At 47.8% G+C, this 26,070-nt stretch carries 26 protein-coding genes, 1 tRNA gene and 1 riboswitch; of the genes, 25 read left to right on the top strand and 2 right to left on the bottom strand.

The window, feature by feature from the left end; genetic code table 11:
• Position 1: 1 nt before the first annotated feature.
• Positions 2-176, top strand: a riboswitch (Lysine riboswitch).
• Both AC4EHB_RS00895 and AC4EHB_RS00900 read left to right on the top strand, forming a co-directional pair.
• Positions 175-318, top strand: a complete 144-nt coding sequence (locus tag AC4EHB_RS00895; RefSeq protein WP_490973717.1) for a hypothetical protein — start codon at positions 175-177, stop codon at positions 316-318. (Overlaps the previous riboswitch by 2 nt.)
• Complete coding sequence (locus tag AC4EHB_RS00900; protein WP_490980430.1) at positions 319-1,533, top strand: aspartate kinase; 1,215 nt, start codon at positions 319-321, stop codon at positions 1,531-1,533.
• A 50-nt stretch (positions 1,534-1,583) separates the two neighbouring features.
• Here the strand turns inward: AC4EHB_RS00900 and AC4EHB_RS00905 are convergent, their stop codons facing one another.
• Together AC4EHB_RS00905 and AC4EHB_RS00910 are read right to left on the bottom strand one after the other, a co-directional pair.
• The gene (locus AC4EHB_RS00905; RefSeq protein ID WP_490973719.1) at positions 1,584-2,576 is read right to left on the bottom strand and encodes a glycosyltransferase family 2 protein; all 993 of its coding nucleotides are present in this window, start codon (positions 2,574-2,576) and stop codon (positions 1,584-1,586) included.
• A gap of 169 nt (positions 2,577-2,745) precedes the next feature.
• Positions 2,746-3,147 carry a DUF2507 domain-containing protein gene (locus AC4EHB_RS00910; protein WP_490980431.1) on the bottom strand — a complete coding sequence of 134 codons (402 nt, stop codon included), beginning with the start codon at positions 3,145-3,147 and terminating at the stop codon, positions 2,746-2,748.
• Between the two features lie 196 nt (positions 3,148-3,343).
• On the opposite strand from AC4EHB_RS00910, the gene AC4EHB_RS00915 reads away from it, so the two are divergent.
• From AC4EHB_RS00915 to hemL, 23 genes are all read left to right on the top strand, one after another.
• Positions 3,344-3,958, top strand: coding sequence for a succinate dehydrogenase cytochrome b558 subunit (locus tag AC4EHB_RS00915; RefSeq protein ID WP_490975594.1), 615 nt, complete (start codon positions 3,344-3,346; stop codon positions 3,956-3,958).
• 45 nt (positions 3,959-4,003) lie between these two features.
• Positions 4,004-5,752 (top strand): succinate dehydrogenase flavoprotein subunit, encoded by a 1,749-nt coding sequence (sdhA, locus tag AC4EHB_RS00920; protein WP_490973721.1) that lies wholly within the window; start codon positions 4,004-4,006, stop codon positions 5,750-5,752.
• Positions 5,753-5,776: 24 nt separating this feature from the next.
• Positions 5,777-6,544 (top strand): succinate dehydrogenase iron-sulfur subunit, encoded by a 768-nt coding sequence (gene sdhB, locus AC4EHB_RS00925; RefSeq protein ID WP_490973722.1) that lies wholly within the window; start codon positions 5,777-5,779, stop codon positions 6,542-6,544.
• A gap of 241 nt (positions 6,545-6,785) precedes the next feature.
• On the top strand, positions 6,786-7,253 hold the full coding sequence (locus tag AC4EHB_RS00930) for an acyl-CoA thioesterase (protein WP_490973723.1): 468 nt from the start codon (positions 6,786-6,788) through the stop codon (positions 7,251-7,253).
• A gap of 74 nt (positions 7,254-7,327) precedes the next feature.
• Entirely contained in the window at positions 7,328-7,780 is a 453-nt protein-coding gene (locus AC4EHB_RS00935) for a MarR family winged helix-turn-helix transcriptional regulator (RefSeq protein WP_135500562.1), read from the top strand.
• A gap of 18 nt (positions 7,781-7,798) precedes the next feature.
• Positions 7,799-8,602: a glutamate racemase gene (gene racE / locus AC4EHB_RS00940; RefSeq protein WP_490980432.1), complete on the top strand. Its 804-nt coding sequence runs from the start codon at positions 7,799-7,801 to the stop codon at positions 8,600-8,602.
• 81 nt (positions 8,603-8,683) lie between these two features.
• Positions 8,684-9,433, top strand: a complete 750-nt coding sequence (gene rph / locus AC4EHB_RS00945) for a ribonuclease PH (RefSeq protein ID WP_490973725.1) — start codon at positions 8,684-8,686, stop codon at positions 9,431-9,433.
• Positions 9,430-10,038, top strand: a complete 609-nt coding sequence (locus AC4EHB_RS00950; RefSeq protein ID WP_490973726.1) for an XTP/dITP diphosphatase — start codon at positions 9,430-9,432, stop codon at positions 10,036-10,038. Before rph ends, AC4EHB_RS00950 begins: the two co-directional genes overlap by 4 nt.
• A 107-nt stretch (positions 10,039-10,145) precedes the next feature.
• Positions 10,146-10,219 (top strand) — tRNA-Arg (locus AC4EHB_RS00955).
• Positions 10,220-10,530: 311 nt separating this feature from the next.
• Positions 10,531-11,184 carry a TetR/AcrR family transcriptional regulator gene (locus tag AC4EHB_RS00960; protein WP_490973727.1) on the top strand — a complete coding sequence of 218 codons (654 nt, stop codon included), beginning with the start codon at positions 10,531-10,533 and terminating at the stop codon, positions 11,182-11,184.
• The gene (spx, locus tag AC4EHB_RS00965) at positions 11,184-11,582 is read left to right on the top strand and encodes a transcriptional regulator Spx (RefSeq protein ID WP_135500567.1); all 399 of its coding nucleotides are present in this window, start codon (positions 11,184-11,186) and stop codon (positions 11,580-11,582) included. Before AC4EHB_RS00960 ends, spx begins: the two co-directional genes overlap by 1 nt.
• Before the next feature lie 97 nt (positions 11,583-11,679).
• A complete protein-coding gene (locus AC4EHB_RS00970; RefSeq protein ID WP_490980433.1) occupies positions 11,680-12,660 on the top strand; it encodes a tetratricopeptide repeat protein in 981 nt (326 codons plus the stop codon).
• Between the two features lie 102 nt (positions 12,661-12,762).
• On the top strand, positions 12,763-14,076 hold the full coding sequence (gene tig / locus AC4EHB_RS00975; protein WP_490980434.1) for a trigger factor: 1,314 nt from the start codon (positions 12,763-12,765) through the stop codon (positions 14,074-14,076).
• 172 nt (positions 14,077-14,248) lie between these two features.
• Positions 14,249-15,520, top strand: a complete 1,272-nt coding sequence (clpX, locus tag AC4EHB_RS00980) for an ATP-dependent protease ATP-binding subunit ClpX (RefSeq protein ID WP_490973730.1) — start codon at positions 14,249-14,251, stop codon at positions 15,518-15,520.
• A gap of 360 nt (positions 15,521-15,880) precedes the next feature.
• A complete protein-coding gene (lon, locus tag AC4EHB_RS00985; protein ID WP_490973731.1) occupies positions 15,881-18,208 on the top strand; it encodes an endopeptidase La in 2,328 nt (775 codons plus the stop codon).
• Entirely contained in the window at positions 18,205-18,786 is a 582-nt protein-coding gene (gene yihA / locus AC4EHB_RS00990; protein WP_490980435.1) for a ribosome biogenesis GTP-binding protein YihA/YsxC, read from the top strand. The genes lon and yihA overlap by 4 nt, the downstream gene beginning before the upstream one ends.
• Positions 18,787-18,854: 68 nt before the next feature.
• The gene (locus AC4EHB_RS00995) at positions 18,855-19,265 is read left to right on the top strand and encodes an HIT family protein (RefSeq protein ID WP_490980436.1); all 411 of its coding nucleotides are present in this window, start codon (positions 18,855-18,857) and stop codon (positions 19,263-19,265) included.
• Between the two features lie 455 nt (positions 19,266-19,720).
• Entirely contained in the window at positions 19,721-21,085 is a 1,365-nt protein-coding gene (hemA, locus tag AC4EHB_RS01000) for a glutamyl-tRNA reductase (protein WP_490973734.1), read from the top strand.
• Between the two features lie 84 nt (positions 21,086-21,169).
• Positions 21,170-22,000, top strand: coding sequence for a cytochrome c biogenesis protein CcsA (gene ccsA, locus AC4EHB_RS01005; protein ID WP_490973735.1), 831 nt, complete (start codon positions 21,170-21,172; stop codon positions 21,998-22,000).
• A gap of 15 nt (positions 22,001-22,015) precedes the next feature.
• Positions 22,016-22,945 (top strand): hydroxymethylbilane synthase, encoded by a 930-nt coding sequence (hemC, locus tag AC4EHB_RS01010; protein ID WP_490980437.1) that lies wholly within the window; start codon positions 22,016-22,018, stop codon positions 22,943-22,945.
• Positions 22,938-23,639: a uroporphyrinogen-III synthase gene (locus tag AC4EHB_RS01015; protein WP_490980438.1), complete on the top strand. Its 702-nt coding sequence runs from the start codon at positions 22,938-22,940 to the stop codon at positions 23,637-23,639. Before hemC ends, AC4EHB_RS01015 begins: the two co-directional genes overlap by 8 nt.
• On the top strand, positions 23,632-24,612 hold the full coding sequence (gene hemB, locus AC4EHB_RS01020; protein WP_490973738.1) for a porphobilinogen synthase: 981 nt from the start codon (positions 23,632-23,634) through the stop codon (positions 24,610-24,612). The genes AC4EHB_RS01015 and hemB overlap by 8 nt, the downstream gene beginning before the upstream one ends.
• Positions 24,613-25,899, top strand: a complete 1,287-nt coding sequence (hemL, locus tag AC4EHB_RS01025; RefSeq protein ID WP_490980439.1) for a glutamate-1-semialdehyde 2,1-aminomutase — start codon at positions 24,613-24,615, stop codon at positions 25,897-25,899. It abuts the gene before it with no gap.
• Positions 25,900-26,070 lie beyond the last annotated feature (171 nt).

Below are 26,070 nucleotides of genomic sequence, written 5' to 3' on the forward strand. Positions count from 1 at the left end.
AAGTGATGATAGAGGAGCGGGCGTCAAAAGTAGCCATTCGGAGATTTGCAGAATCTGTGAGGAATGGGGAAAGGGGCGGTCGCCGAAGTGTACGGATTCTTGCAAATCCGTGTGCTGGTCCGGCATTTAAGAAATGCCGGGCTGTCAGAGTCAATCTCTGGAGGGCTATCTCACATGGACGTTTTTTATTCGTGCATGACGAAAGAGGTAGTTTGCCGGCAATCCGGCGAGCTGCCTTTTTTATTGTCTAGCCGTGCTGCCGTTTCGGCCAGCTCGGCATTCATGTTGAGGGCCACTTACATTATGGGAGTGGATTGAATGGAAACTGTAGTCATGAAGTTTGGCGGAACATCCGTCGCAACACCAGAAAAAATCATCGGGGTCGCAAAACGTGCGATTCGTGAAAAAGAAAAAGGGCTGCGCGTCGTCATTGTCGTATCGGCGATGGGCAAGACCACGGACACGCTGCTGCAATTGGCGGGGGACATTTCGGCGGAGCCTCCGAAGCGGGAAATGGACATGCTGCTCGCGACCGGCGAGCAAGTGACGATTGCGCTGCTTGCGATGGCATTCAAGATGCTTGGCCACGAAGCATTGTCGTTCACAGGCTGGCAGGCCGGGATTGAAACGGAATCCGTGCCGCGCAACGCCCGCATCGAACAGATTCATACAGAGCGCATCGAACAGGCGCTGACCGATGGATACTTTTGTGTTGTTGCCGGATTCCAGGGCGTCGACAAAATCGGCAACATCACGACACTGGGCCGCGGAGGCTCAGATACGACGGCTGTCGCGCTTGCTGCTGCCTTGCATGCTGACAAATGCGAAATCTACACCGATGTCGACGGCGTTTACACATCCGATCCGCGCTTCGTGACGGGCGCGCGCAAGCTGGAGCAGATTTCCTACGATGAAATGCTTGAGCTGGCGAATCTGGGTGCCGGCGTCCTTCATCCTCGCGCAGTTGAATTTGCGAAAAACAACCATGTCCCTTTATCGGTCCGCGCAAGTTATTCGGATGAACCGGGAACAATCATACAAGAGGTGATCACTGTGGAAAAAAATCTGATTGTCAGAGGCGTGGCGTTCGAATCCGGAATCGCCCGCGTGACGGTTAATTATAAAAAAGCGTTCAATGGCTCGCTCGCGAATATTTTTACGACATTGGCGAAACACCATATTGATGTTGACATCATCGTCCAAAGCATTACTGACGAATTGCCGCCATCGGTGTCGTTTTCGATCAAAGAGGACAGCCTGGAGGAAACACGCCGAGTTTTGCTTGAGCGCCAGGAGGAAATTGGATTTCTGTCGGTGACATATGAAGTCGGCTTATCCAAAGTTTCCATCGTCGGCTCCGGCATGGTGTCCAATCCCGGTGTTGCTGCCCAAATGTTTGATATTCTTCGTATAGAAGGCATCCCTGTGAAAATGGTATCCACTTCGGAAATCAAGATCTCCGTTGTTGTACCGGAAATGGAAATGAAACTCTCCGCCAATGCACTTCATGATGCTTACGAATTATCCCGTTAATAAAAAGGCAAGTCCCGCAGTTAAGCGGAACTTGCCTTTTTAAATGCTTCTCAGCCGGCATCCGGGATGTCGTCAGAGAAAAATGCCAGCACTTGCTGGAGGTCATTCGTCTTGGCGCAGCTTACAAACTGCTGCAAAGGGACAGGAAGGTGGCTGATGATTTTTTTATTGGTCCAGCTGGAGAGGCAGCGGTTCAATTCGCTGAGCCAGGCCTTCTTTTCACCTTTGCTAATAATGGAGGAAGCCAACGAAACGCTGCGTCCAGTCGTGAATTCTTTTTTCAAGTATTTTGCAATCAGCAAATCTTGATGTGCTTGGTTTTTGATGTAGCGTTTGATGATCTGTACCGATTGATCCAGTGTACCGTAATAATCGGAAGGAGAGGCAGGCATGATCGAAGCATGTTCTTTATCGGAATGGTTGACGACGTAATAGCAAGGGTAGTCGGCAACGATGGAAATGATGTCAGCGAGAATATAGGCATGGACCATGAAAGGCTGATCCTCGGCAGTGCAGATGCCAACCGGAAAGCGGATTCCTTTTTTGAGGAGAAATTCCTTGCGGAACATTTTAGTCGGCCCTATGGCATCAAATACATCGGATTGGAGTGCGGTCGTTTTGGTTTGGTTGTGATGGAACATGGATTGGGCGACGCCGCGGCCATTGACGCCGATGAACTTTCCAAGAACGATATCGGAACCGTTGTCTACAGCCATCCGGTGCATGCGCTCGAGTGCTTCTTCCCCAAGGAAGTCGTCAGCATCGACAAAGAAAATGTATTCTCCTCGAGCTTCCGAAATGATTGTATTGCGCGGTGCGCCGGGTCCACCGGTATTGGTTTGGTGAATGGTTCGGATATTGGAATGCTGGATGGAATAGGAATCCAATACAGCGGCTGTAAGGTCTGTGGAACCGTCATTGACAACGATGATTTCAATCCCATCCTGTGGCATCGTCTGTTTCAGGATAGAATCAATGCAGCTGTGAATATGGCGTTCGCCATTGTAAACCGGAATGCCAATAGTAATTAAAATATTTGTCATTAAATATCCCCTTCGAAAAATGCTTATCCAGGATATGGATTAAAGTGTGAATTACCTGAACTATTCTGATTTCACACTACAATTAAATAACGGATTCCGGAAGAGCCGTTGTTCTTAGGCTAAAAGGAACAGCAGGAGAAAAAACCTGTACCTAAGATCTCAGGCAGTTTCAGACCTTATCGCGAAGGTCTGTTTTTAATGTGATGCGGATGCCTTTTTTCTTGCCCAGAGACTCGTCAAAAGCTTCTGTCATAAAACCGTCAATATTCTGTTTTTGCTGTGCCAAAAATCCGGCTTCAAGCTTGAAGCAGCGCTGCTCCAACCCAGGCACAGCAAGGTGGAAGGCGGTTTCGCCCTTGGATGACCGTTCAATTTTCAGCTCCCCAAAATGGGCTTGGCGGAAAAAGTCCGGTGCGTCGTCCATCGTCGCGAGCGGGAATTTGCGGGCCAGCGATTTGCCGGCCCAGTAAAGGATGTCCGCTTCGTGGCGCCCGAGAATATCAGGAATCACGTGATTCCGAAGAACTTCCTGGCCGAATTGGCCGTTAAAATCTGTGTCTGTGACAGTCATATTGAACCCACTTTCAGTATAATAAATTACAGGATGGAACTGCTGGAATAAGGCTAGTTGCCTTGACGCTCCTAATGGTGCGGAGTACAATAAATATGTCATATTATTGTATCATGATGATAATTGCAGTCAATGGATGCTTTCGTAACATATCGATTGCTCTTTTTGCTGCCCATTAACGCCTAAGGGAGGTAAAATTTTGGATAATCGAGAATTTTTAATGCGCAGGCTGCACTCACTATTGGGAATCATTCCAATCGGATTGTTCTTGACGCAGCACTTAATCGTCAACCATTTTGCGACACAAGGCGAGGAAGCGTTTAACACAGCTTCTCATTTCATGGCGAGCTTGCCGTTCGTAATCTTCTTGGAGATCTTCGTTATTTATTTGCCGTTGATGTACCATGCGTTCTACGGGTTATACATAGCGTTCACTTCGAGAAATAATGTGGGGCATTACAGCTACATGCGCAACACATTGTTCGTGGCACAGCGCTATACAGGGATTTTCCTGGTAATCTTCATCGCTTGGCACGTGTTTGAAACACGCTTCCAAGTCGCTATCGGCAATGCAGCTGAGGCAGATTTCAACATGATGGCAAACATCCTCGACAACCCAGCTATGGTGGTATTCTACATTTTGGGTGTTATGGCAGCGACGTTCCACTTGGCGAACGGCCTATGGTCATTCCTAGTTACTTGGGGAATCACGCAGTCTGAAAAGGCACAGAAATACTCAACGTACTTCACGTTGCTTGTATTTGTCGTCTTGTCTATTATCGGCATCAGAGCGCTACTCGCGTTCGTTTAATAAAATTTCGATTATTGGTGAACTAAAAGAGGAGTGAATACCATAATGGCGAAAGGCAAACTTACTATCGTAGGAGGCGGCCTTGCCGGCTTGATGGCTGCTATTAAAGCGGCAGAAGCAGGCTCACCCGTCGACCTATTCTCAATCGTTCCTGTAAAAAGATCTCACTCGGTTTGTGCGCAGGGCGGGATCAATGGAGCGGTAAATACAAAAGGTGAAGGGGATTCCCCTGACATTCACTTTGATGACACCGTTTACGGCGGCGATTTCCTGGCTAACCAAAAACCGGTTAAAGCGATGACAGATGCTGCACCGGAAATCATCCGTTTGCTTGACCGCATGGGCGTCATGTTTAACCGTACGCCTGAAGGCCTTTTGGACTTCCGCCGTTTCGGCGGCACGATGTACCACAGAACAGCTTTCGCAGGTGCAACAACTGGCCAGCAATTGCTTTACGCTTTGGACGAGCAAGTTCGGCGCTTTGAAGTAGCTGGGCTTGTAACGAAATACGAAGGATGGGAATTCCTTGGCCTAGTCCTTGATGATGCAGGCGTCAGCAAAGGGATTACAGCCCAAAACATGTCGACAATGGAAATTCGTGCGTTCCGCGCGGATGCCGTTATCATGGCAACTGGCGGACCTGGAATCATCTTCGGTAAATCGACGAACTCTGTTATCAACACAGGATCAGCTGCTTCAATCGTTTATCAGCAAGGAGCTTATTATGCGAACGGCGAATTTATCCAAATTCACCCGACGGCAATCCCAGGCGACGATAAACTGCGCTTGATGTCAGAATCAGCGCGTGGAGAAGGCGGCCGTATCTGGACTTATAAAGATGGCAAGCCTTGGTACTTCCTGGAAGAAAAATATCCGGCATACGGAAACCTGGTACCGCGTGATATCGCGACGCGGGAAATCTTCGATGTCTGCGTTAACCAGAAACTTGGGATCAATGGCGAAAACATGGTCTACTTGGATCTTTCCCATAAAGACCCGCATGAATTGGATGTTAAGCTTGGCGGAATCATTGAAATTTACGAGAAATTCACTGGTGACGATCCACGCAAAGTACCGATGAAGATCTTCCCGGCAGTTCATTATTCAATGGGCGGCCTGTGGGTTGACGACCATCAAATGACAAGCATCCCTGGCGTTCTTGCGGCAGGCGAATGCGATTACTCCCAGCACGGTGCAAACCGTTTGGGCGCAAACTCTCTATTGTCCGCTATCTATGGCGGAATGGTAGCAGGGCCATATGCAATCCAGTACATGAAAGGCTTGGACGTTTTGGCTGAAGACCTTCCATCGGATATCTTCGACAGAGCCCAAGTGGAAGAGCAGCGCAAATGGGAAGAAATTCTTGCGTTGAACGGTACGGAAAATGCATATGTCCTGCATAAAGAGCTTGGCGAGTGGATGACGGACAACGTAACAGTTGTACGCTACAATGACCGCCTGCAAAAAACGGATGAAAAAATCCAGGAATTGCTGGAGCGTTTCAATCACATCAACATCACTGATACTCAACTTTGGAGCAACCAGGGCGCAATGTTCACGCGTCAGTTGAAAAATATGCTGCATTTAGCACGAGCTATCACTATCGGAGCGCTTATGCGCAACGAAAGCCGCGGCGCCCATTACAAACCGGACTTCCCGGAGCGTAATGATGAGGAATTCTTGAAAACGACAATGGCGAAATTCAATGGCTACGATGCGCCGATCTTCCATTACGAAGAAGTTGACTTTTCATTGATTCCGCCGCGTAAACGTGACTATTCAGCGAAAGCATAGCACTTAGAAAGGAGCTAATTTACCATGGGTGAAGCAGCAAAAACGGTTATATTTGAAGTCGAACGCAGAAACTCTACGGATGAAAATTCGTATTGGGAGAAGTTCGAATTAGCATATCGTCCAAACATGAATGTCATCTCGGCATTGATGGAAATCCGACGCAACCCTGTCAACATGGAAGGGAAAACAACAACCCCGGTAACATGGGACATGAACTGTCTTGAGGAAGTTTGTGGAGCTTGTTCTATGGTCATCAATGGCAAAGCTCGCCAATCTTGTACGGCGCTTGTCGACCAATTGGAACAGCCGATTCGCCTTCAGCCTATGAAAACATTCCCTGTAGTCCGCGACTTGATCGTCGACCGCAGCCGTATGTTCGACTCGCTGAAAAAAGTTAAAGCATGGGTGCCAATCGATGGCACGCATGATTTGGGCGAAGGCCCGCGGATGCCTGAGCGGAAACGCCAATGGGCATACGAATTATCAAAATGCATGACTTGCGGCGTATGCTTAGAAGCATGCCCGAACGTCAACGATAAATCCGACTTCATCGGACCGGCGCCACTTTCACAAGTGCGTCTTATGAATGCCCATCCGACAGGTGCCATGAACCGTGATGAGCGTTTAAACTCAATCATGGGTGAAGGCGGTCTTGGCGGATGCGGTAACTCTCAAAACTGTGTTGAATCTTGCCCTAAAGGAATTCCTTTGACAGCTTCAATCGCAGCATTGAACCGCGATACAACGGTTCAAATGTTCCGCAACTTCTTCGGAAGCGATAATAATGTTTGATTGAAATGAAAAGCGGAAACGGCCGTTTAGGTTCGAAAGGCATAAGGCAGACCAGCGAAGTGGCGTTCTTTGCCGCACAGTTGGGTTGGCTTATGACCCAAGAACCTGGCCGTTGGAGCTAGACATTGAAAAAGATAGACCCTGCTTATGCGGGGTTTTTTTCTATCTATTTTTAGCTGCATGTCCCCAATAGACCATTATTTGCTATACTAAGAAAACAAAGTGCAATGGAGGACTTGAAATGAAAGCGAATTACATAGTAGATCGAGAAAACTGGCAAAATGGATTCGACTTTTCTGTGCCGGTGCAAGTCCGATTTTCGGAAACCGATATGTTCGGGCACGTCAATAATACGGTACCCATCACGTATTTCGAATTCGCTCGCATCGAATATTTGAAAAGCCTCGGTCTTATGCAAAACTGGCTGGCTAAAGGCGATGGATTGATGCCGGTAGTGGCGGATATGCAAGTAGATTACGTGCAGCAGGTCTTTTTCGATGAAACATTGGCGGTCCATGTAAAAGCAGAGAAAGTTGGCAATTCTTCGGTCGATATCCATTATTGGGTGACCAATGAAGCGGGACAGTCTTGTTTCACGGGACGCGGCATCATGGTCCAGATCTCAAAAGATACGGGCAAAGGCCATCCATGGACCCAAGAGGAAAAGCAATTATTTACAGCAAAAAGGTTAATATCAACAAAAAAATAAGCGGATTCTTGCCATATCCATAAAAAACCTTCACTATAGAGAGAAGGATACTTAGCCAAGGAGTGTTGAATTCTATGAATGAAAATGCCAAACAAAATCTCCATGACCCGGAACGGGTAGCGTTTATGGAAAAAGAACTTCGTTACATTTCGGGCATCATTAAGCAAAAAGGCCGCGAAATCTTGAATTCCTATACCATTACACCGCCGCAGTTTATTGCTTTGCAATGGCTTTTTGAGCACGGGGATATGACAATCGGAGATCTTTCCAACAAGATGTACCTGGCGTTCAGCACAACAACTGACTTAGTGGACCGCATGGAAAAGAATGAACTTGTGGTGCGCATCCGCGAAGAGCAGGACCGTCGTGTTGTCCGCATCAAGCTTTTAAAAGAGGGCGAACGGATCATTGAAGAAGTGATTAAAAAGCGCCAGGATTACTTGGAAAATGTGCTGGCCAATTTCAGCGAAGAAGAAGCAGGGCAATTTTCAATGCTTCTTGAGAAGCTCCATACAAACATGAAATAGGATAGTGGTGATTTGAACATGAATGCGCCCATAGGTGTTATCGATTCCGGGGTAGGCGGACTGACCGTAGCCAAGGAAATAATGAAATTATTGCCGAATGAACAGATTTTCTATATAGGCGACAATGCGCGCTGCCCATACGGACCCCGCTCACTGCAAGAAGTGAAGAAGTTTACATGGCAGATGGCACAGGCGCTGATGAAGAAAAAAATCAAGATGCTGGTGATTGCGTGCAATACAGCAACTGCTGCAGCGTTAGACTCCCTCCAGAAAAAACTGCCGATTCCCGTAATCGGCGTCATTTTTCCAGGAGCCCGCGCAGCCATCAAATCTTCTCCGGGGAAGAATATTGCGGTCCTCGGCACGCTTGGGACTGTCCAGAGCGGAGCTTACGAAAAAGCTGTGAAGTCGCTCGTTTCTTCGTCGAATGTTGTTCAATTAGCGTGCCCGAGATTTGTTCCGCTCGTGGAAAGTGATGAGTACGAAGGGGAATTTGCCCGCAAAATGGTGAAAGAAACATTGTCCCAGCTCGAAGGGGAAATTTTTGACACAGCTATTTTGGGCTGCACCCATTACCCGTTGCTGCAAGACTTTATCGAAGGCGTGTTCGGCAGTGGGGTGAAAGTGTTGTCATCCGCTGAGGAGACAGCGAAAGACGTTGAGCGCCACTTGCGCTTCAAAGGCGAGCTTTCAAATCGCACCAAGCCGCCAGTTCACCATTTCTATACGTCCGGATCGATTCCCATCTTCCGGTCAATTATCCGGAAATGGCTTGGCATTGAAGAACCATTCGTCCATTCCATACGTTTTCCCAAAACCTGACGGCTTACGCCGCCAGGTTTTTTTGGTCGAGCTTCTGCAAATATGGTAATCTAATGATGTAGAGTTGAGGAGGAAATTTAAATGAATAGAATTGATGGCAGACATACGGGCGAATTGCGACCGGTGCAGATGGATACAGAGTATTTGATACATCCAGAAGGGTCGGTCCTGATTACAGTTGGACAGACGAAAGTGATTTGTACGGCAACGATTGAGGAGAAGGTCCCACCGTTTTTAAGAGGCCAAGGCAAGGGCTGGGTCACTGCCGAATATTCGATGCTGCCACGTGCGACCAATTCACGCAATCGCCGTGAATCGTCGCAAGGCAAAGTGGGTGGACGTACGATGGAGATTCAGCGCTTGATCGGCCGTGCACTCCGCGCTGTAGTTGATTTGGAAAAGCTGGGAGAACGCACGCTTTGGATTGATTGTGATGTCATCCAGGCTGACGGCGGAACGCGTACGGCTTCCATTACTGGCGCTTTCGTTGCTATGACGATGGCGATCGGGGAATTGGACTTGCCGGCTTTCCCGGTAACAGACTTCCTGGCGGCGACAAGCGTAGGCATCGATGATGAAATTGGTGCCATCCTGGATTTGAACTATGTCGAGGATTCTACGGCAGAAGTGGATATGAACCTGGTTATGACAGGGGCGGGCCATTTCGTCGAATTGCAGGGCACCGGGGAAGAGTCGACATTCACCCGCGCACAACTCAACGAATTGCTGGACCTTGGCGAAGCAGGCATTAGACAGTTGATTGAAATGCAAAAACAGGCACTCGGGAGTATTGCTCTCCGGGTCGGGGAAGAGGTGAATTCTAACCTATGAAACAAGTGATCATTGCAACACAAAACTTGGGCAAGGCAAAGGATTTTGAAGCACTGTTCCGTCCATATGGCTATGAAGTTTTGACATTGCGCGACATCGCAGAAGAAATTGACGTCGAAGAAACAGGCACCACTTTTGAAGAAAATGCCATCCTAAAAGCGGAAACCGTTGCGAAACTCCTCAACACAGCCGTAATCGCAGACGACAGCGGACTGGAAATTGATGCATTGAACGGCGAACCTGGCGTTTATTCAGCGCGCTATGCTGGCGGCGAAAGAAGCGACAGCGCCAATATCGACAAAGTGCTCGAGAAAATGAAAGGCATTCCGGAAGAAAAACGCCATGCGCGTTTCAGGTGCGTTCTTGCAATTGCGGTTCCCGGCAAAGAAACGAAGACATTCTCGGGTTCTTGCGAAGGCTATATTATTGAAGAACGCTTTGGCGAAAATGGTTTCGGCTATGACCCGATCTTCTGGGTACCATCTGAGGGACGGACATTGGCTGAGCTGCAGCCACAGGAAAAAGCGGCCATTTCGCATCGCGGCAATGCCATGAGAGAAATGCAACTGTCGTTGTCAAAGTTGCTCAACGGCTTTAAAGAATAGCAGAAAATCAATTTAATGTTTTTGCAAAATAGCATTGACTTTTTATGAAATCATTTCTATAATTAAAATTGTCTTTCGTTGGAGAATCTATTCCAAAAGAAAGCCATGTCCCAGTAGCTCAGCTGGATAGAGCAACGCCCTTCTAAGGCGTCGGTCGGGAGTTCGAATCTCTCCTGGGACGTTATAGAAATGACTACATAATAATATGGCAAACCCCTTTGATCCATTTTGGATCGGAGGGGTTTTCCTATTGCTGAAAAAATAATTTTAAGGGTGCGGAATATTCAGAATAATAATGTTAGAATAAAAGTAAATTTAACTTCTGGAAAAGGAGGTCGAACCGCAAACATCTAATCTTTGCAGGAGCGGTAAAGAGCTTTCGCATAAAATGGCGAAAATGTGAAAAAGATTGAAAATAAACGCTCCTGAAACATGAACCTGAGTTCATGTTTTGCGCGCGAGCGTGTTATTCTAAGTACTAGAGGTGACGAAATGCCGAACGATAATTTGGTCGGAGATTTTCCGACATTTCCGAAACAACAACGATCAAAGCTAAAAAGGGAGGCATTGATCGAAAGTGCCAAATCCCTCTTTATCGAAAAGGGCTACGAACACACTACGGCAAAAGAGATTGCTGCGAGAGCCCATGTTGCCACCGGCACATTTTACCGATATTTCTCAGACAAGCGGCAATTATTGATGTCGCTCATCGAAAATCAGCTGGAAGACATCATGCCGCTTGATCTCGAATGGAAAAGCGGCGATCCCGAAAAGCTATTGGCTGGGCGCCTTGAAATGCATTACCACAAAATGAACGAATCGAATTTAAGAAAACTGATGCCGGAGCTGATGATTCGCGATGCCGAACTGGCAGCCGTAGTCAAAGACGCAAAAGCACATATGCATAAAAAAGTGCTGCAGCATCTTCAAAAGCTTCAGCGAAAAGGGCTCATGTGGCCGGATATCGATATCGGAACATTGACATGGTGCCTGCAGTCGCTGCTCGAAAAATTACAGGTCCGCAACAGCGAAGGCTTGGATGTGGATTATCAGCAGTTTGCGAAAGTGTTCTGCCGCACGCTGTTCCCCCCGGATATCATCAAACAGATGAAGGAAGGCACATTAAACGAAAGGAATGTGACATGATGAAAGCGAAATTATTTACCGCGACGAGCAACACCTCCTGCCGGAAAGCGATTGCATGGCTCAACGAATACAACATCCCTTACACTGAAAAAAACATCTCGGTCACACCGATTACCGTTGAAGAAATTCAGGAGATTTTGTCGCTGACGGATGAAGGCACAGAGGAAATCATTTCGAAAAAAGCCTACGCCATCAAAAAACTGAAAGTCGACCTTGATACCTTGTCTATGCCGGAGCTGTATGAAGTCATTCAAGGAAACCCGGGCATTTTGCGTCTGCCGATCCTCCATGACGGCAAAAAATTGCAAGTCGGATACAACGACGACGAAATCCGACAGTTCTTGCCGCGTTGGTTCCGTATCAGCCAATTCCAGAAGCTAAAAGCGATTCCCCATTGAGGTGGAACTTGCGAATAAATGTGATCAGAAGACCAACGTTTGGTTTTCTCGCAAAAACCCGTTATGGTATTATAAATAGTACAAATGGGGTGTTAGTATGCGGAAAAAGTACAGGGAGCTGAAACGGAAAGGCAATGTCATTGTTTTTCCAAACACGGTGCAAGTGCTGTTGACAGAAGGCATGAACCTGTTGAAAGACGAAAAATATGTCAGTGCACGCGATAAGCTGTACCAAGTGCTTTCTTACGAGCCTGAACATCCGGGAGCGCTCGGTGCATATGCTTATTGCTTATTTGAACTTGGCGAATACGAAGAAGCGCTTGAAGTATGCAGGGAGCTCTTGAAAGTAGGGCCTGTGCATTATCTGGAAACAATGGAATTATACATAAGCATTCTGATGCAAGTCCGGGAGTTCGCCGAAGCGGAGCGAATGATTGAAGCGCTGATTGAGGAAAAGGTACTTCCGGAAGAACGGCTGGAGCAATTCCAGCAATTGCGCGAGCTGAACGAACGCATCGCATCGAACTCCGCACCAGTTAAAATCGATCCGATTCTTTACACAACAGCGAATTTTGTTGCGCTGCCGCCTGCTGAGCAGGAGCAGCGCGTACTCGAACTGCCCACTGGCTCGTTAGAAGTGATGAAAGGCAGCATGGTTGAACTGGTCCAGCATCCGGAAACGGACTCGCTGGCGAAAACATACATATTATTCAAACTGCATCAGGAAAAAATAGACGCTGAGGTCCGGCTTAACAAATTCGGCTTTGAAGGAACATATTCAATTCGACAATTGCCCGATCCCGCAAATGACAGCAAGCTTGTTGCGGTCAAAACGATTCTGCAAGACGCCATGCAAAAAGATCCGACACGTCTAGACATGGCGCTCGAGCTGTTTGATCGGCATGTTTTTTTGTTTTATCCGTTCATGTGGGAAGCGTTCAGCGCGGAACAAGTGGCGTTCGCATACAAGGGATATTTGGATAAGTTGTTTTCGGAAGAATCCAAGGAATCCGTGGAGCCTGAGCTCTTAACGCTCATTTTTCACGCGGAACAATGGTTTGAGCTGCGCAACGGGTAGAAATAGTTGAACATGGCGCTAGGTGTGATATAATATGGAAGTTGTCAAAAATCGTATAAAACGTAATATGACTTTGTAGAAAATGTTTGGAGGGCTTATAAAATGTCAGCAAAATGGGAAAAACAAGAAGGTAACACAGGAACTCTTACAATTGAAGTGCCTGCGGAGCAAGTAAACGCAGGATTAGACAAAGCATTCAAGAAAGTCGTTAAGGAAATTAACGTACCAGGTTTCCGTAAAGGGAAAATGCCACGCCAAATGTTCGAACAGCGTTTCGGCACAGAATCACTTTACCAGGACGCATTGGATTTCATCTTGCCGGACGCTTACGCAAACGCAGTGGAAGAAGCAGGCATTAACCCTGTAGACCGTCCAGAAATCGACATCGAAACAATGGAGAAAAACAAACCTCTAGTATTTACAGCTAAAGTGACGGTTAAACCGGAAGTTCAGCTTGGCGAATACAAAGGCCTTGAAGTTTCCCAACAGGATGCTGAAGTGACTGACGAAGAAATCGAAAACCAATTGAAAGAAAACCAAGAGCGTTTCGCTGAACTTGCTGTCAAAGAAGACGAAGCAATCGTTGAAGGCGATACTGCTGTTATCAACTTTGAAGGATTTGTTGATGGAGAAGCATTCGAAGGCGGCCAAGGAGATGACTATTCTCTTGAAATCGGTTCGAATTCATTTATCCCAGGCTTCGAATCACAATTGATCGGCGCTAAAACAGGGGAAGAAAAAGAAGTTGAGGTTACTTTCCCTGACGAATACCACGCTGCTGAACTTGCAGGAAAAGCTGCAACTTTCAAAGTGAAGATCAACGAAGTGAAATTTAAAGAACTTCCAGAGCTTAATGACGAGTTCGCAAAAGAAATCGATCCTGAAGTTGAAGGATTGGATGCTCTTCGCACAAAAATGAAAGAAACATTAGCGACTGAGAAAAAAGCTAACGCTGACGCTCAACTTCGCGACGAACTAGTTCAAAAAGCGGCTGAAAACGCAACAATCGACATCCCGCAAGCGATGGTCGATTCAGAAACTGACCGCATGATGAGCGATTTCGAACAACGCTTGACACAGCAAGGCATGAACCTTGAACTTTACTTCCAGTTCTCTGGACAGGACGAGGCTGCACTTCGCGAACAAATGAAAACCGACGCAGAAACACGCGTACGCGTCTCATTGGTTCTTGAAGCGATTGCTGCTGCAGAAAACATGGAAGTGTCTTCTGACGACATCAATGCTGAACTTGAGAAGATGTCTTCCCAGTTCAACATGGACACTGAAAAAATCAAAACTGCACTTGGCGGCACTGAGATGCTTGAAAACGACATCCGCATGCAGAATACTGTTGAATTCCTAGTGGAAAACGCTAAAATCACAACAGATGTTGCAGACGCTCCAAGCGCTGAATAATTAACACATAAGCAAGGCTTAAAACAAGGCGCGGCAATCGCGCCTTGTTTTACTCTACATAGAACAACGCAAATGCCGTACTACATAAGAGCTTACTTTTTGTAGGAATTCTAATTAGTTGCTACAATGAGCATAATCTTGTAAGATAATGGCTTGAATAGGGGTGGATACATTGTTCAAATTCAATGACGAAAAAGATCATTTAAAATGTTCTTTCTGCGGAAAACCGCAAGAACAGGTCCGTAAACTGGTCGCAGGACCAGGTGTATATATTTGCGACGAATGTATCGAGCTTTGTACGGAAATCGTAGAAGAAGAGCTAGGTACGGAAGAAGCAGTCGAGTTCAAGGAAGTCCCGAAACCAAGAGAAATCATGGACATTCTCGGCGGCTATGTAATCGGCCAGGAAAAAGCGAAAAAATCGCTTGCTGTTGCTGTTTACAACCATTACAAACGCGTCAATTCCCAGAGCAAAATCGACGATGTGGAATTGTCTAAATCGAATATCGTTTTGATCGGACCAACAGGCAGCGGGAAAACTTTGCTGGCACAGACTTTGGCCCGCATCTTGAACGTGCCTTTCGCAATTGCGGATGCGACTTCATTGACTGAAGCTGGCTATGTAGGCGAAGATGTTGAAAACATTTTGCTGAAATTAATCCAAGCAGCGGACTACGATGTAGAACGCGCTGAAAAAGGCATTATCTACATCGATGAAATCGATAAAGTGGCTCGTAAATCCGAGAACCCATCGATTACACGCGATGTTTCAGGTGAAGGCGTTCAGCAAGCTTTACTGAAAATTCTTGAAGGAACAACTGCTAGCGTGCCACCACAGGGAGGGCGCAAGCATCCTCATCAGGAATTCATCCAGATCGATACGACGAACGTCTTGTTCATCGTTGGTGGAGCATTCGACGGCGTCGAACAAATCATCAAACGCCGCCTCGGCAGTAAAATCATCGGTTTCGGTGCAGATCCGAACAAAGAAGAATTGGACGACAAATCATTGCTTAGCCAATTGATTCCTGAAGATTTGCTGAAATTCGGCCTTATTCCTGAGTTTATCGGGCGTCTGCCGGTATTGGCGAGCCTTGAGCAATTGGACGAAGGCGCATTGGTGCAGATTTTGACTGAACCAAAAAATGCATTGATCAAGCAATACCAGAAAATGATGGAATTGGACGGCGTTGAATTGACATTCGAACCGGACGCTTTGGTTGAAATTGCGAAATTGGCAATTGAACGCAAAACCGGCGCACGCGGACTCCGTTCAATCATCGAGAATACGATGCTTGATGTTATGTTTGATTTGCCTTCTCGCGAAGACATCGTTGAATGTGTCATTACAAAAGAAACGATCACTGAAAAAGCACAGCCGAAACTCATTTTGGAAGATGGCTCTGAATTTAAAGAAGGCAATAACGAAAAAACATCCGCATAATCCGGCATGATAGTTGGATATAAGTGAAACTTCAATCAGTGGGGAGTTTAACCCCCTGTTAGTTGGTGGACCAATCGGACTTTAGCGGCCAATTGATCTTCCGCGCAAGCTGGATCACTTGCCCGTAAAAGTTGGGTGGCAAAGGATGATACGGGCTGACTCTGATCGTGCGTTTTCGCGCGTTCAGAGGAAGGCCCGTTTTTTAATTGCCGGTTTGCCAAGGACGAAATTTCCAGTGCTCAGGTGCTTTCTCTTTAATTATCAGGTATTATTTTCCTCAATTATTTATTTAAAACGAAATTTAAATCAAGTTATCGATGTCAACCAGTTTTTAAATTTAACCCGGAGGTGGGTATTTCAATGGCTAAGAGAAAAACAAGCAAGAGCGTGCCTTTATTGCCGCTGCGGGGACTATTGGTCTTTCCGACAATGGTGCTGCATATTGATGTCGGCCGTGAACGGTCGGTGGCGGCGCTCGAACAGGCAATGCTGGAAGATAGCATCGTTTTCCTTGTAACGCAAACGGAAGTGGGCAATGAACAGCCCGGAAAAGATGATTTGTATAAGATAGGGACGTTGGCGAAGGTCAAGCAAATGCTGAAACTGCCAAACGGCACAATCCGTGTGCTGGTCGAAGGGCTCGAGCGCGGCAAGTGGAAAAATTACAACGAAGGCGACGCGTATACAGCGGTTGATGTGTCTTCTTATCCGGATGAGGAAGAAAAAACGGCAGAACAAGACGCATTGATGCGTTTGTTGCTTGAGCATTTCGAGAAATACGTCAAAGCTTCGAAAAAAGTGACGACAGAAACGTATAACACCGTTGCCGATATCGAAGAACCAGGTCGCTTGGCGGATATGGTAGCTTCTCATCTGCCGTTCAAACTGTCCGAAAAGCAGGAAGTGCTGGAGTTATTCGATGTGGAAAAACGCCTCGAAACGCTGATTCGCCGCCTCCACAATGAACAAGAAGTCATCGACTTGGAAAAACGCATCAGCCAGCGCGTCAAAAAATCGATGGAGCAGACGCAGAAAGAATTTTATTTGCGCGAGCAAATGAAAGCGATCCAGTCTGAGCTTGGCGACAAAGATGGCAAGTCAGCTGAAATCGTCGACTTGAAAAAGCGCATCGAAGAAGCCGGTATGCCGGAAGGAACAGAGAAAGCTGCTCTTAAAGAGCTGGACCGTTACGAAAAATTGCCTTCAGCTGCGGCGGAAAGCGGGATTATCCGCAATTACATCGAATGGCTTGTAACGATTCCATGGTCGGAATCTACTGAAGACCGCCTCGACATCAAGCATGCGGAAGACGTCCTCGACCGGGACCATGACGGTTTGGAGACAGTGAAAGAACGCGTCCTTGAATATTTGGCGGTGCGCCAGATGACGCAATCGTTGCGTGGGCCGATTCTTTGCCTCGTTGGGCCTCCCGGCGTCGGGAAAACGTCGCTCGCTAAATCGATTGCAGAATCGCTGGACCGCAAATTCGTCCGCATCTCGCTTGGCGGCGTGCGCGACGAATCGGAAATCCGCGGCCATCGCCGGACTTATGTCGGCGCGATGCCTGGCCGCATCATTCAAGGGATGAAAAAGGCAGGAACCGTCAATCCGGTATTCTTGCTGGATGAAATCGATAAGATGTCATCTGATTTCCGTGGAGATCCGTCTTCGGCAATGCTTGAAGTATTGGACCCGGAACAGAACAATTCGTTCAGCGACCATTATATAGAAGAAACCTATGATTTATCGAATGTCCTCTTTATTGCGACGGCAAATGACCTGAGTTCGATCCCAGGACCATTGCGCGATCGGATGGAAGTCATTTCGATAGCGGGGTATACAGAAGCTGAAAAGCAAATGATCGCTAAAAACCATTTGGCACCGAAGCAATTGAAAGAACACGGGCTGACAGATGAGCAGCTGCATTTTACAGACGACGGCTTGATGAACATCGTGCGCTTTTATACACGTGAAGCGGGTGTCCGCGGCTTGGAACGCCAAATTGCTTCCGTCTGCCGAAAAGTGACGAAAGAAATCGTATCAGGCGAAAAAGCGAAAGTCGAAGTGGATGCAGCAAAAGTTGAGAAATACCTCGGCAAACGCAAATTCCGCTACGGCATGGCTGAAACGGAAAACCAAGTCGGCGTTGCAACCGGGCTTGCTTACACGGCAGTCGGCGGCGATACGCTGCAGATCGAAGTGTCATTGTCACCCGGCAAAGGAAAGTTGCAACTGACTGGTAAACTGGGCGACGTAATGAAGGAATCCGCTCAGACTGCGCTGTCGTTTGTGCGCTCGAAAGCGGAAGAACTTGGAATCGATCCGATGTTCTATGAAACGCAGGATATCCACATCCACGTTCCGGAAGGCGCCGTGCCAAAAGACGGCCCATCCGCAGGCATCACCATTGCAACTGCGTTAGTATCCGCTTTGACAAAACGGCCGATCCGCCGTGAAGTCGGCATGACTGGTGAAATCACGTTGCGTGGACGGGTTCTGCCGATTGGCGGAGTCAAAGAGAAAACATTGAGTGCGCACCGCGCCGGATTGAAAACGATCATCTTGCCGTTGGACAACGAGCGGGACATCGAGGACATTCCGGAAAGCGTCCGCCAGGAATTGACGTTCAAACTCGTTTCCCAGGCTGACGAAGCACTTGAAATCGCATTAGAAGGAGTAAGTGAATGATTGTCCATAACGTAGAACTTGTAATCAGCGCTGTCCGCCCGGATCAGTATCCGGAAGACGGCTTACCGGAATTCGCTTTAGCGGGCCGCTCGAATGTCGGCAAATCGTCTTTCATCAATAAAATGATTGGGCGTAAAAGTATGGCCCGCATTTCTTCAAAACCTGGGAAAACGCAGACGCTCAACTTTTATAAAATTGAAGAACAGCTTTTCTATGTCGATGTACCGGGCTATGGCTACGCGAAAGTCTCCAAATCGGAGCGCGAAGCATGGGGCAAGATGATCGAACGCTATATCACAGACCGCGAACAGCTGAAAGCGGTCATCCAGATCGTCGACCTGCGCCACGCGCCGAGCCGCGAAGACGTTGCGATGTATGACTTTATGAAGCATTACGGCATTCCATGCATCATCATTGCCACAAAAGCGGATAAGATTCCGAAAGGCAAATGGGACAAGCATAAGAAAATCGTCCGCGAAACGCTCGAGATGGACAAGCGCGATCCGTTGATCGTCTTTTCCTCTGAAACAGGGCTTGGCAAAGACGTGGCTTGGCAAGAAATCGAGAAAAGAATGTAACAGTGGAAAAGCGCAGCCTCGGCTGCGCTTTTTTTGATATAATGGAAAAAAATCCAAGGAGTTTGATTATGGCCCTAGAAAAAAATTGCCCATTCTGCAACCCACATGAAGATAAGCATCAGCAAATCGTGCTGGAAAACGCCAGCTGTTTCTTTCTGCAGCATAGCTTCGAACAAGAAGTCCTGGAAGGCAGCGGCGTCATTGTGCCAAAAGCCCATCGCGTCGATACCTTCGAACTGACGCCGGAAGAATGGCGGGATACATTCGAATTGCTGCACAAAGCGAAAACGTTGCTCGATGCGAAATACGCACCGGACGGCTACACGCTCGGCTGGAACGTTGGCGCGGCTTCCAACCAGTCGATTCTTCACAGCCATTTCCACATCTTGCCGCGCTATAACGACGAGCCGCATGCCGGCAAAGGCTTGCGCCACTGGCTCAAACAGCCGGACAATAAACGAGTAAAAACGCGCAGCTGAGCTTGCGCGTTTTTTATTGGGAGAAGGGCTGCTGCAAGTAAATCGGAGTTTGCCGCAAGTGAAAATCCCTTTGCTGCAATTAAAACGAGTTTGCCGCAAATAAACCCGGATATGGCGCAAGTGAAAATTGGAATGCTGCAAGTAAATTAGGATTCTGCAAAGAAATCGTTTATTCTGCAAACAAACGGGTGGATTCTGCAAACAAATCAATTATTCCGCAAACAAACTCCTAATCCGCTCACAATTTACTACACGCACACTCCAAGTTCTCGCACTATTTCGACTAAGAGCGTTATGCTTGTTGATGCACCGGGCCTTTGCTAAACTTACTTTATAATGAATATAAATAAACTCGAGTTTTCATGTCTTGTTCACATTTGTGAAAGATTATAAAACTTTAGTAGTGGTATAATAAAGTTATATGAAATATTGAACGTGAAAGGTGTTTTGAACCCATGCATACTTTAGTGGTCGGGGTGAACTATCGCACAGCTCCTTTGGAAATTCGTGAAAAACTCTCGTTTATCGAGACGGATCTTCCACAAGCGATGCAGGCGTTAAAAAACCAGAAAAGCATATTGGAAAACGTCATCGTTTCTACGTGCAACCGGACGGAGATTTACGCGGTGGTGGACCAGCTTCACACAGGGCGTTACTATGTGAAGCAATTTCTTGCGGACTATTTCGGTTTGTCGCAAGAAGAGTTCTCGCAGTATTTATTCGTTCATGAAAAAGACGAAGCGGTTGAACATTTGTTCCGCGTCACAGCCGGCATCGATTCGATGGTCCTCGGGGAGACGCAGATTCTCGGACAAGTGAGATCGAGCTTCCTATCAGGGCAAGAATTCGGTACGACCGGAACGGTTTTCAATCAATTATTCAAACAAGCAGTGACTCTTGCGAAAAGAGCGCATTCGGAAACGGCGATCGGCGAGAATGCCGTATCGGTTTCTTATGCGGCTGTTGAACTCGGCAAGAAGATTTTCGGCACGCTTAAAAACAAGCATGTCGTCATCTTAGGCGCGGGTAAAATGGGTGAGCTGGCCATCAAGAATCTGCAAGGCAGCGGCGCTGATAAAGTGACGGTCATTAACCGGACGTTTGAAAAAGCGGAAATACTTGCGGATAAATTCAACGGCAACGCGAAGCCGATGACGCAATTGCAATGTGCATTGCTGGAAGCGGACATCTTGATTTCTTCAACGGGTGCTACAGATTTCGTCATTGATCTCCAATTGATGGAGTTCGTTGATAAATTGCGCAAAGGCAAACCGTTGTTCATGGTGGACATTGCGGTTCCACGCGATATCGATCCACGTATCGCTGATTTGCCAAACGTGTTCTTGTACGATATCGATGATATGCAAGGCATCGTGGAAGCGAATCTTGCAGAACGCGAACGCGCAGCGCGCCAAATCGTCACGATGATCGATGGCGAAACGTCTCAGTTCAACGATTGGCTTACGACGCTCGGCGTGGTTCCAGTCATTTCGGCTTTGCGCCAAAAAGCTTTGACGATCCAAGCAGAGACAATGTCCAGCATCGAAAACAAAATGCCTGACTTGACCGACCGTGAAAAGAAAATATTGAACAAACATACGAAATCAATCATCAATCAATTGCTGAAAGAGCCGATCCTTCAAGCGAAGGAAATGGCCGGCGCGCCTAAATCGCGTGAGCAGCTGGAATTGTTCCAGCAGATTTTCGGTATTGAAGATGAAGTGGAAATTGAAATAGAGAAGCAGACAAACGCTGTAAGAGCCAAAGCTGATAAAGCACAGGAACAGCGGAAACAAGAAACTCCCGGATATTCATTTTAAGCTTTCTTAAAGAGGCGTTCACGGATCTATATGTTACTATGTAGATGCGGAACGCCTTTAACTATGGAAACGAAGGGGAATAGGATGGCTGATATAACAATGGCAAGGCTGCACGAAGCTATGGTTATTCTATATGCTGTCAGCCTTGTCTTTTATTTTTTCGATTATTTATATAAGGAAAAGCGGGCGAGCCGCATCGCGATGACGCTGCTTGGCGTCGTCTGGCTGCTGCAGACCGTCTTTTTAACGCTGTACATTATAGAGACGCAGCGATTTCCAATATTAACGCTGTTTGAAGGCATTTATTTCTATGCCTGGCTGTTGGTGACGCTGTCGCTTGTATTGCGGATATTCTATCGCTTCGACTTTGCGGTATTTTTCATTAACATCATTGGCTTCATTTTTATGACGATCCATACATTCGCCCCGGTGCAGATTGAACGTTCGCCGATAGGAGAAGCGCTGGTGTCGGAATTATTATTGATCCATATTACGTTTGCGATTTTATCGTATGTCGCATTTTCGCTGTCGTTCGTCTTTTCAGCGCTGCACATGGTTTTATACCGGCTGCTGAAAAAGAAGAAGTGGACGAAGCAATGGAGCAATTTACCATCGCTCGGCCAGACCGAACAGGGCATGACGATTTCAATCCTCACCGGCATCTCGCTGTTGTTCGTGTCGCTCGTGCTCGGGCTGCAATGGGCGTATATCTCGCTTGAACAGTTTTCGCTGTTGGACGTGAAAATCATCGGCTCGTTCATCTTGCTGATCGTCTACAGCATTTTGCTGTACCGCCACCGCAAAGGGGCATTGAACGGCAGTTCGTATGCGATGGCCCATATCTATGCGTTTTTATTGCTGCTGGTGAATTTCTTCCTCGGCAGCCGTTTATCTGAATTTCATTTCTGGTACTAGAAAGGTAGGATTTATTTGAGAAAAATTATTGTAGGTTCAAGAAGAAGCAAGCTGGCGTTGACACAAACCAACCAGTTTATCGATAAATTAAAAGCGGCCGGCGCGCCGTTCGAATTCGAAGTCAAAGAAATCGTCACAAAAGGCGATCGGATCGTTGATGTCATGTTATCGAAAGTCGGCGGCAAAGGCTTATTCGTCAAAGAAATTGAACAAGCACTTTTCGATAAGGAAATCGATTTTGCTGTCCACAGCATGAAAGATATGCCGTCAGTACTGCCGGAAGGGCTTGTTATCGGCTGCATCCCTGAACGTGAAGACCCGCGCGACGCTTTTATCGCCAATAATCATGTGAAATTCATGGACTTGCCAGTCGGAGCAGTTGTCGGTACGAGCAGCCTGCGCCGCAGTTCGCAATTATTATTGCTGCGCCCGGACATCGACATCCAGTGGATTCGCGGAAACATCGATACACGTTTGGAGAAACTGAAATCGGGTGATTTCGATGCCATCATTCTAGCGGCTGCGGGATTGAAGCGCATGGGCTGGAAAGATGAAATCGTTACGGAGTTTCTTGAAATCGACCAATGCCTACCGGCAATCGGCCAAGGGGCGCTCGCTATCGAATGCCGCGAAGAAGATGCAGAATTGCTTGCGGAACTCGCAAAAGTCAACGACGACGATACAGCATTAGCGGTTAACGCTGAGCGCCAATTCCTAAGAGACATGGACGGCAGTTGCCAAGTGCCGATTGCCGGCTACGCGACAGTCGAAAACGGCGAAGTGTCATTCACAGGCTTGATTTCTTCCCCGGATGCTGAACAGGTATTCAAAGAATCAGCAGTCCACAGCGACCCGATCGAAGCAGGCAAAGATGTTGCTGCGCGCATCAGTGCACAAGGCGGCTACGACTTGATCCAAAAAGTAAAAGCTGAGAGCAATGTCTGATAAACTGCCATTGACAGGCGAAACCATCATTTTCACCGGGTCAAAAGAGCCGGAAGGGGCCATGGCCCTGACAGCGTCTTTGGGCGGTGAGGCAATTTATTTGCCGCTCATAGAAACATCGGTCCGGCAGTCCCAACTGCCGGATTTCGACTGTTACGGCTGGTTGATCTTCACGAGCGCAACAAGCGCGGATGCGTTCGGCCAACTGCACATCCAGACCCATGCAAAAATTGCCGCTGTCGGCGAAAAAACTGCCGAGAAATTAGCGCAATACGGTTTTACAGCTGATTTCATACCGAGCGTCTACAGTGCGGACGTTTTCGTACAGGAATTCCCGGCAGTGGCAGGCGAAGCAAAATGCCTGTTCATCAAAGGATCGCTCGCGAAAAACACCATCGCAAGGATGCCGCTGCAGGTGGATGAATGGATTATTTACGAAACGGCGCTTAAAATAGAGAATGCACGGGAATTATGCCGCATGAGCGGAGTCATCGTTGTGTTTGCTAGCCCGTCCGCAGTCAGAGCCTACGCGGAAGTGGGCGGCGATTTCAACGCCATCCGCACTGCCGCGATCGGCCATGTCACGGAAGAGGCCCTCATCACGCATGGCGGCCGCGCCGACTTTATTCCCGAAAAATATACTTACACCGATCTTGTTAATGAAATCGCGAAAGGAAGTTGTACACATGACTGAATTGAAATTCAACCGCCACCGCCGCTTGCGCGGATCTGCAAATATACGCGCAATGGTACGTGAAACAAGCGTCAAAAAAGAGGACTTTATCTACCCGATCTTCGTCGTAGAAGGAGAAAACGTTAAATCGGAGATTTCTTCGATGCCAGGCGTTTACCATTTCTCCTTGGACACGCTAGGCGCAGAGCTTGATGAAGTGGTGTCACTAGGTATTCCATCGGTCATCTTGTTCGGCGTGCCGAACGAAAAAGATGCTGTCGGTTCACAGGCGTACCATGATCACGCCATCACGCAAGAGGCAATCCGTTTTGCGAAAGAGCGCCATCCTGAATTGGTGGTTATCGCGGACACATGTTTATGCCAATACACAGACCACGGACATTGCGGCGTCATCGAAGACGGCATTATCCTGAACGACGAAACATTGGATTTATTGGCGCGCACAGCAGTGTCGCAGGCGAAAGCCGGAGCGGACATTATCGCGCCATCGAATATGATGGATGGATTCGTAGCAGCGATCCGCTACGGGCTGGACGAAGCCGGATTTGAAAACACGCCGATTATGTCTTACGGTGTGAAATATTCTTCTGCTTATTACGGGCCGTTCCGCGAAGCTGCTCACTCAACGCCGCAATTCGGCGACCGCAAAACCTATCAGATGGATCCGGCGAACCGCTTGGAAGCATTGCGCGAAGCCGCATCCGATGTAGAAGAAGGCGCGGATTTCATGATTGTCAAACCGGCATTGTCGTATTTGGACATCATCCGTGAAGTGCGCGACAATTTCGATTTGCCGATCGTCGCTTATAACGTCAGTGGCGAATACGCAATGGTCAAAGCGGCCGCGCTGAACGGCTGGGTCGACGAAGAGAAAATCGTTTTGGAAACCTTATTGAGCATGAAACGCGCGGGGGCGGATATCATCATGACCTACCATGCAAAAGACGCAGCACGCTGGCTGGAGGGCAAATAAATGACTTACGAAAAATCGATTGCAGCATTCACTGAAGCGAAAAAAGTTATGCCGGGCGGCGTCAACAGCCCGGTTCGCGCATTCAAATCGGTCAACATGGATCCAATATTTATGGCATCCGGCAAAGGCGCAACAATCACAGACATCGACGGCAACACATATATCGACTACGTGCTGTCATGGGGGCCGCTGATTTTAGGGCATGCCCATCCGGAAGTGGTCGCAGCCATTCAGAAAACGGCCGAGTCAGGCACAAGCTTCGGCGCGCCGACTTTGCTGGAAACTGAATTGGCGGAACTTGTCATCAAACGCGTGCCGTCCATTGAAATGGTGCGAATGGTGTCTTCTGGTACGGAAGCAACGATGAGCGCATTGCGCGTTGCGCGCGGCTATACCGGCCGAAGCAAAATTTTGAAATTCGAAGGCTGCTACCACGGACATGCCGACAGCTTGCTGATCAAAGCGGGTTCAGGCGTCGCGACACTGGGCTTGCCTGATTCACCGGGTGTTCCCGAATCTGTAGCGAAAAACACCATCACGGTACCTTACAATGACCTTGAAAGCATCCGCTTGGCGTTTCAGGAATTCGGCGATGACATCGCAGCAGTCATTGTTGAACCGGTTGCCGGTAATATGGGCGTTGTGCCTCCAAACCCTGGTTTCCTGCAGGAACTTCGCAACTTGACGTCGGAAAACGGCACTGTCCTCATCTTTGATGAAGTTATGACCGGGTTCCGTGTCGGATACCACTGTGCACAGGGCTATTACGGCGTTACGCCAGACATGACTTGCCTTGGCAAAGTCATCGGCGGCGGCTTGCCAGTCGGCGCATTCGGCGGCAAGCGTGAAATCATGCAGCAAGTTGCACCAAGCGGTTCGATTTACCAGGCAGGCACCTTGTCCGGAAACCCGCTTGCGATGACGGCTGGATTGGAAACTTTGTCCCGCCTTGATGAAAGCTCGTACGACACATTCATCGAACGCGGCGACCAGCTTGAAGCCGGATTCCGCGCTGCAGCTGAGAAATACAACATCCCGCACACAGTTAACCGTGCAGGTTCGATGATTGGCTTTTTCTTCACAAACGAAAGTGTGGTCGACTTCGCGACAGCGAAAACGTCCGACACCGATTTGTTCGCCGATTATTACCGCTTGATGGCAGAAGAAGGCATTTACTTGCCGCCTTCCCAATTCGAAGGCATGTTCCTGTCGACAGCTCACACTGAAGAACAAATCGCTAAAACAGTCGAAGCGTTCCACACTGTCTTCGCGAAACTCGCACGCTAAATAGAACTTCCAGCCCGACCGCAGAATTTGTGGCCGGGCTTTTTTCTTGCTGATTTCGCGGTGCTGCAAGTCATCCTGTACTTAAGGCTTTTCGCTGAAAAAAACCCGGGATAATGGTTTCAGAGCCGGTGAATAAAACCATCAATGAAGATTTTCCGCCATTCGCGAGAT

This window comes from Planococcus sp. TJ-302, from assembly GCF_058268455.1.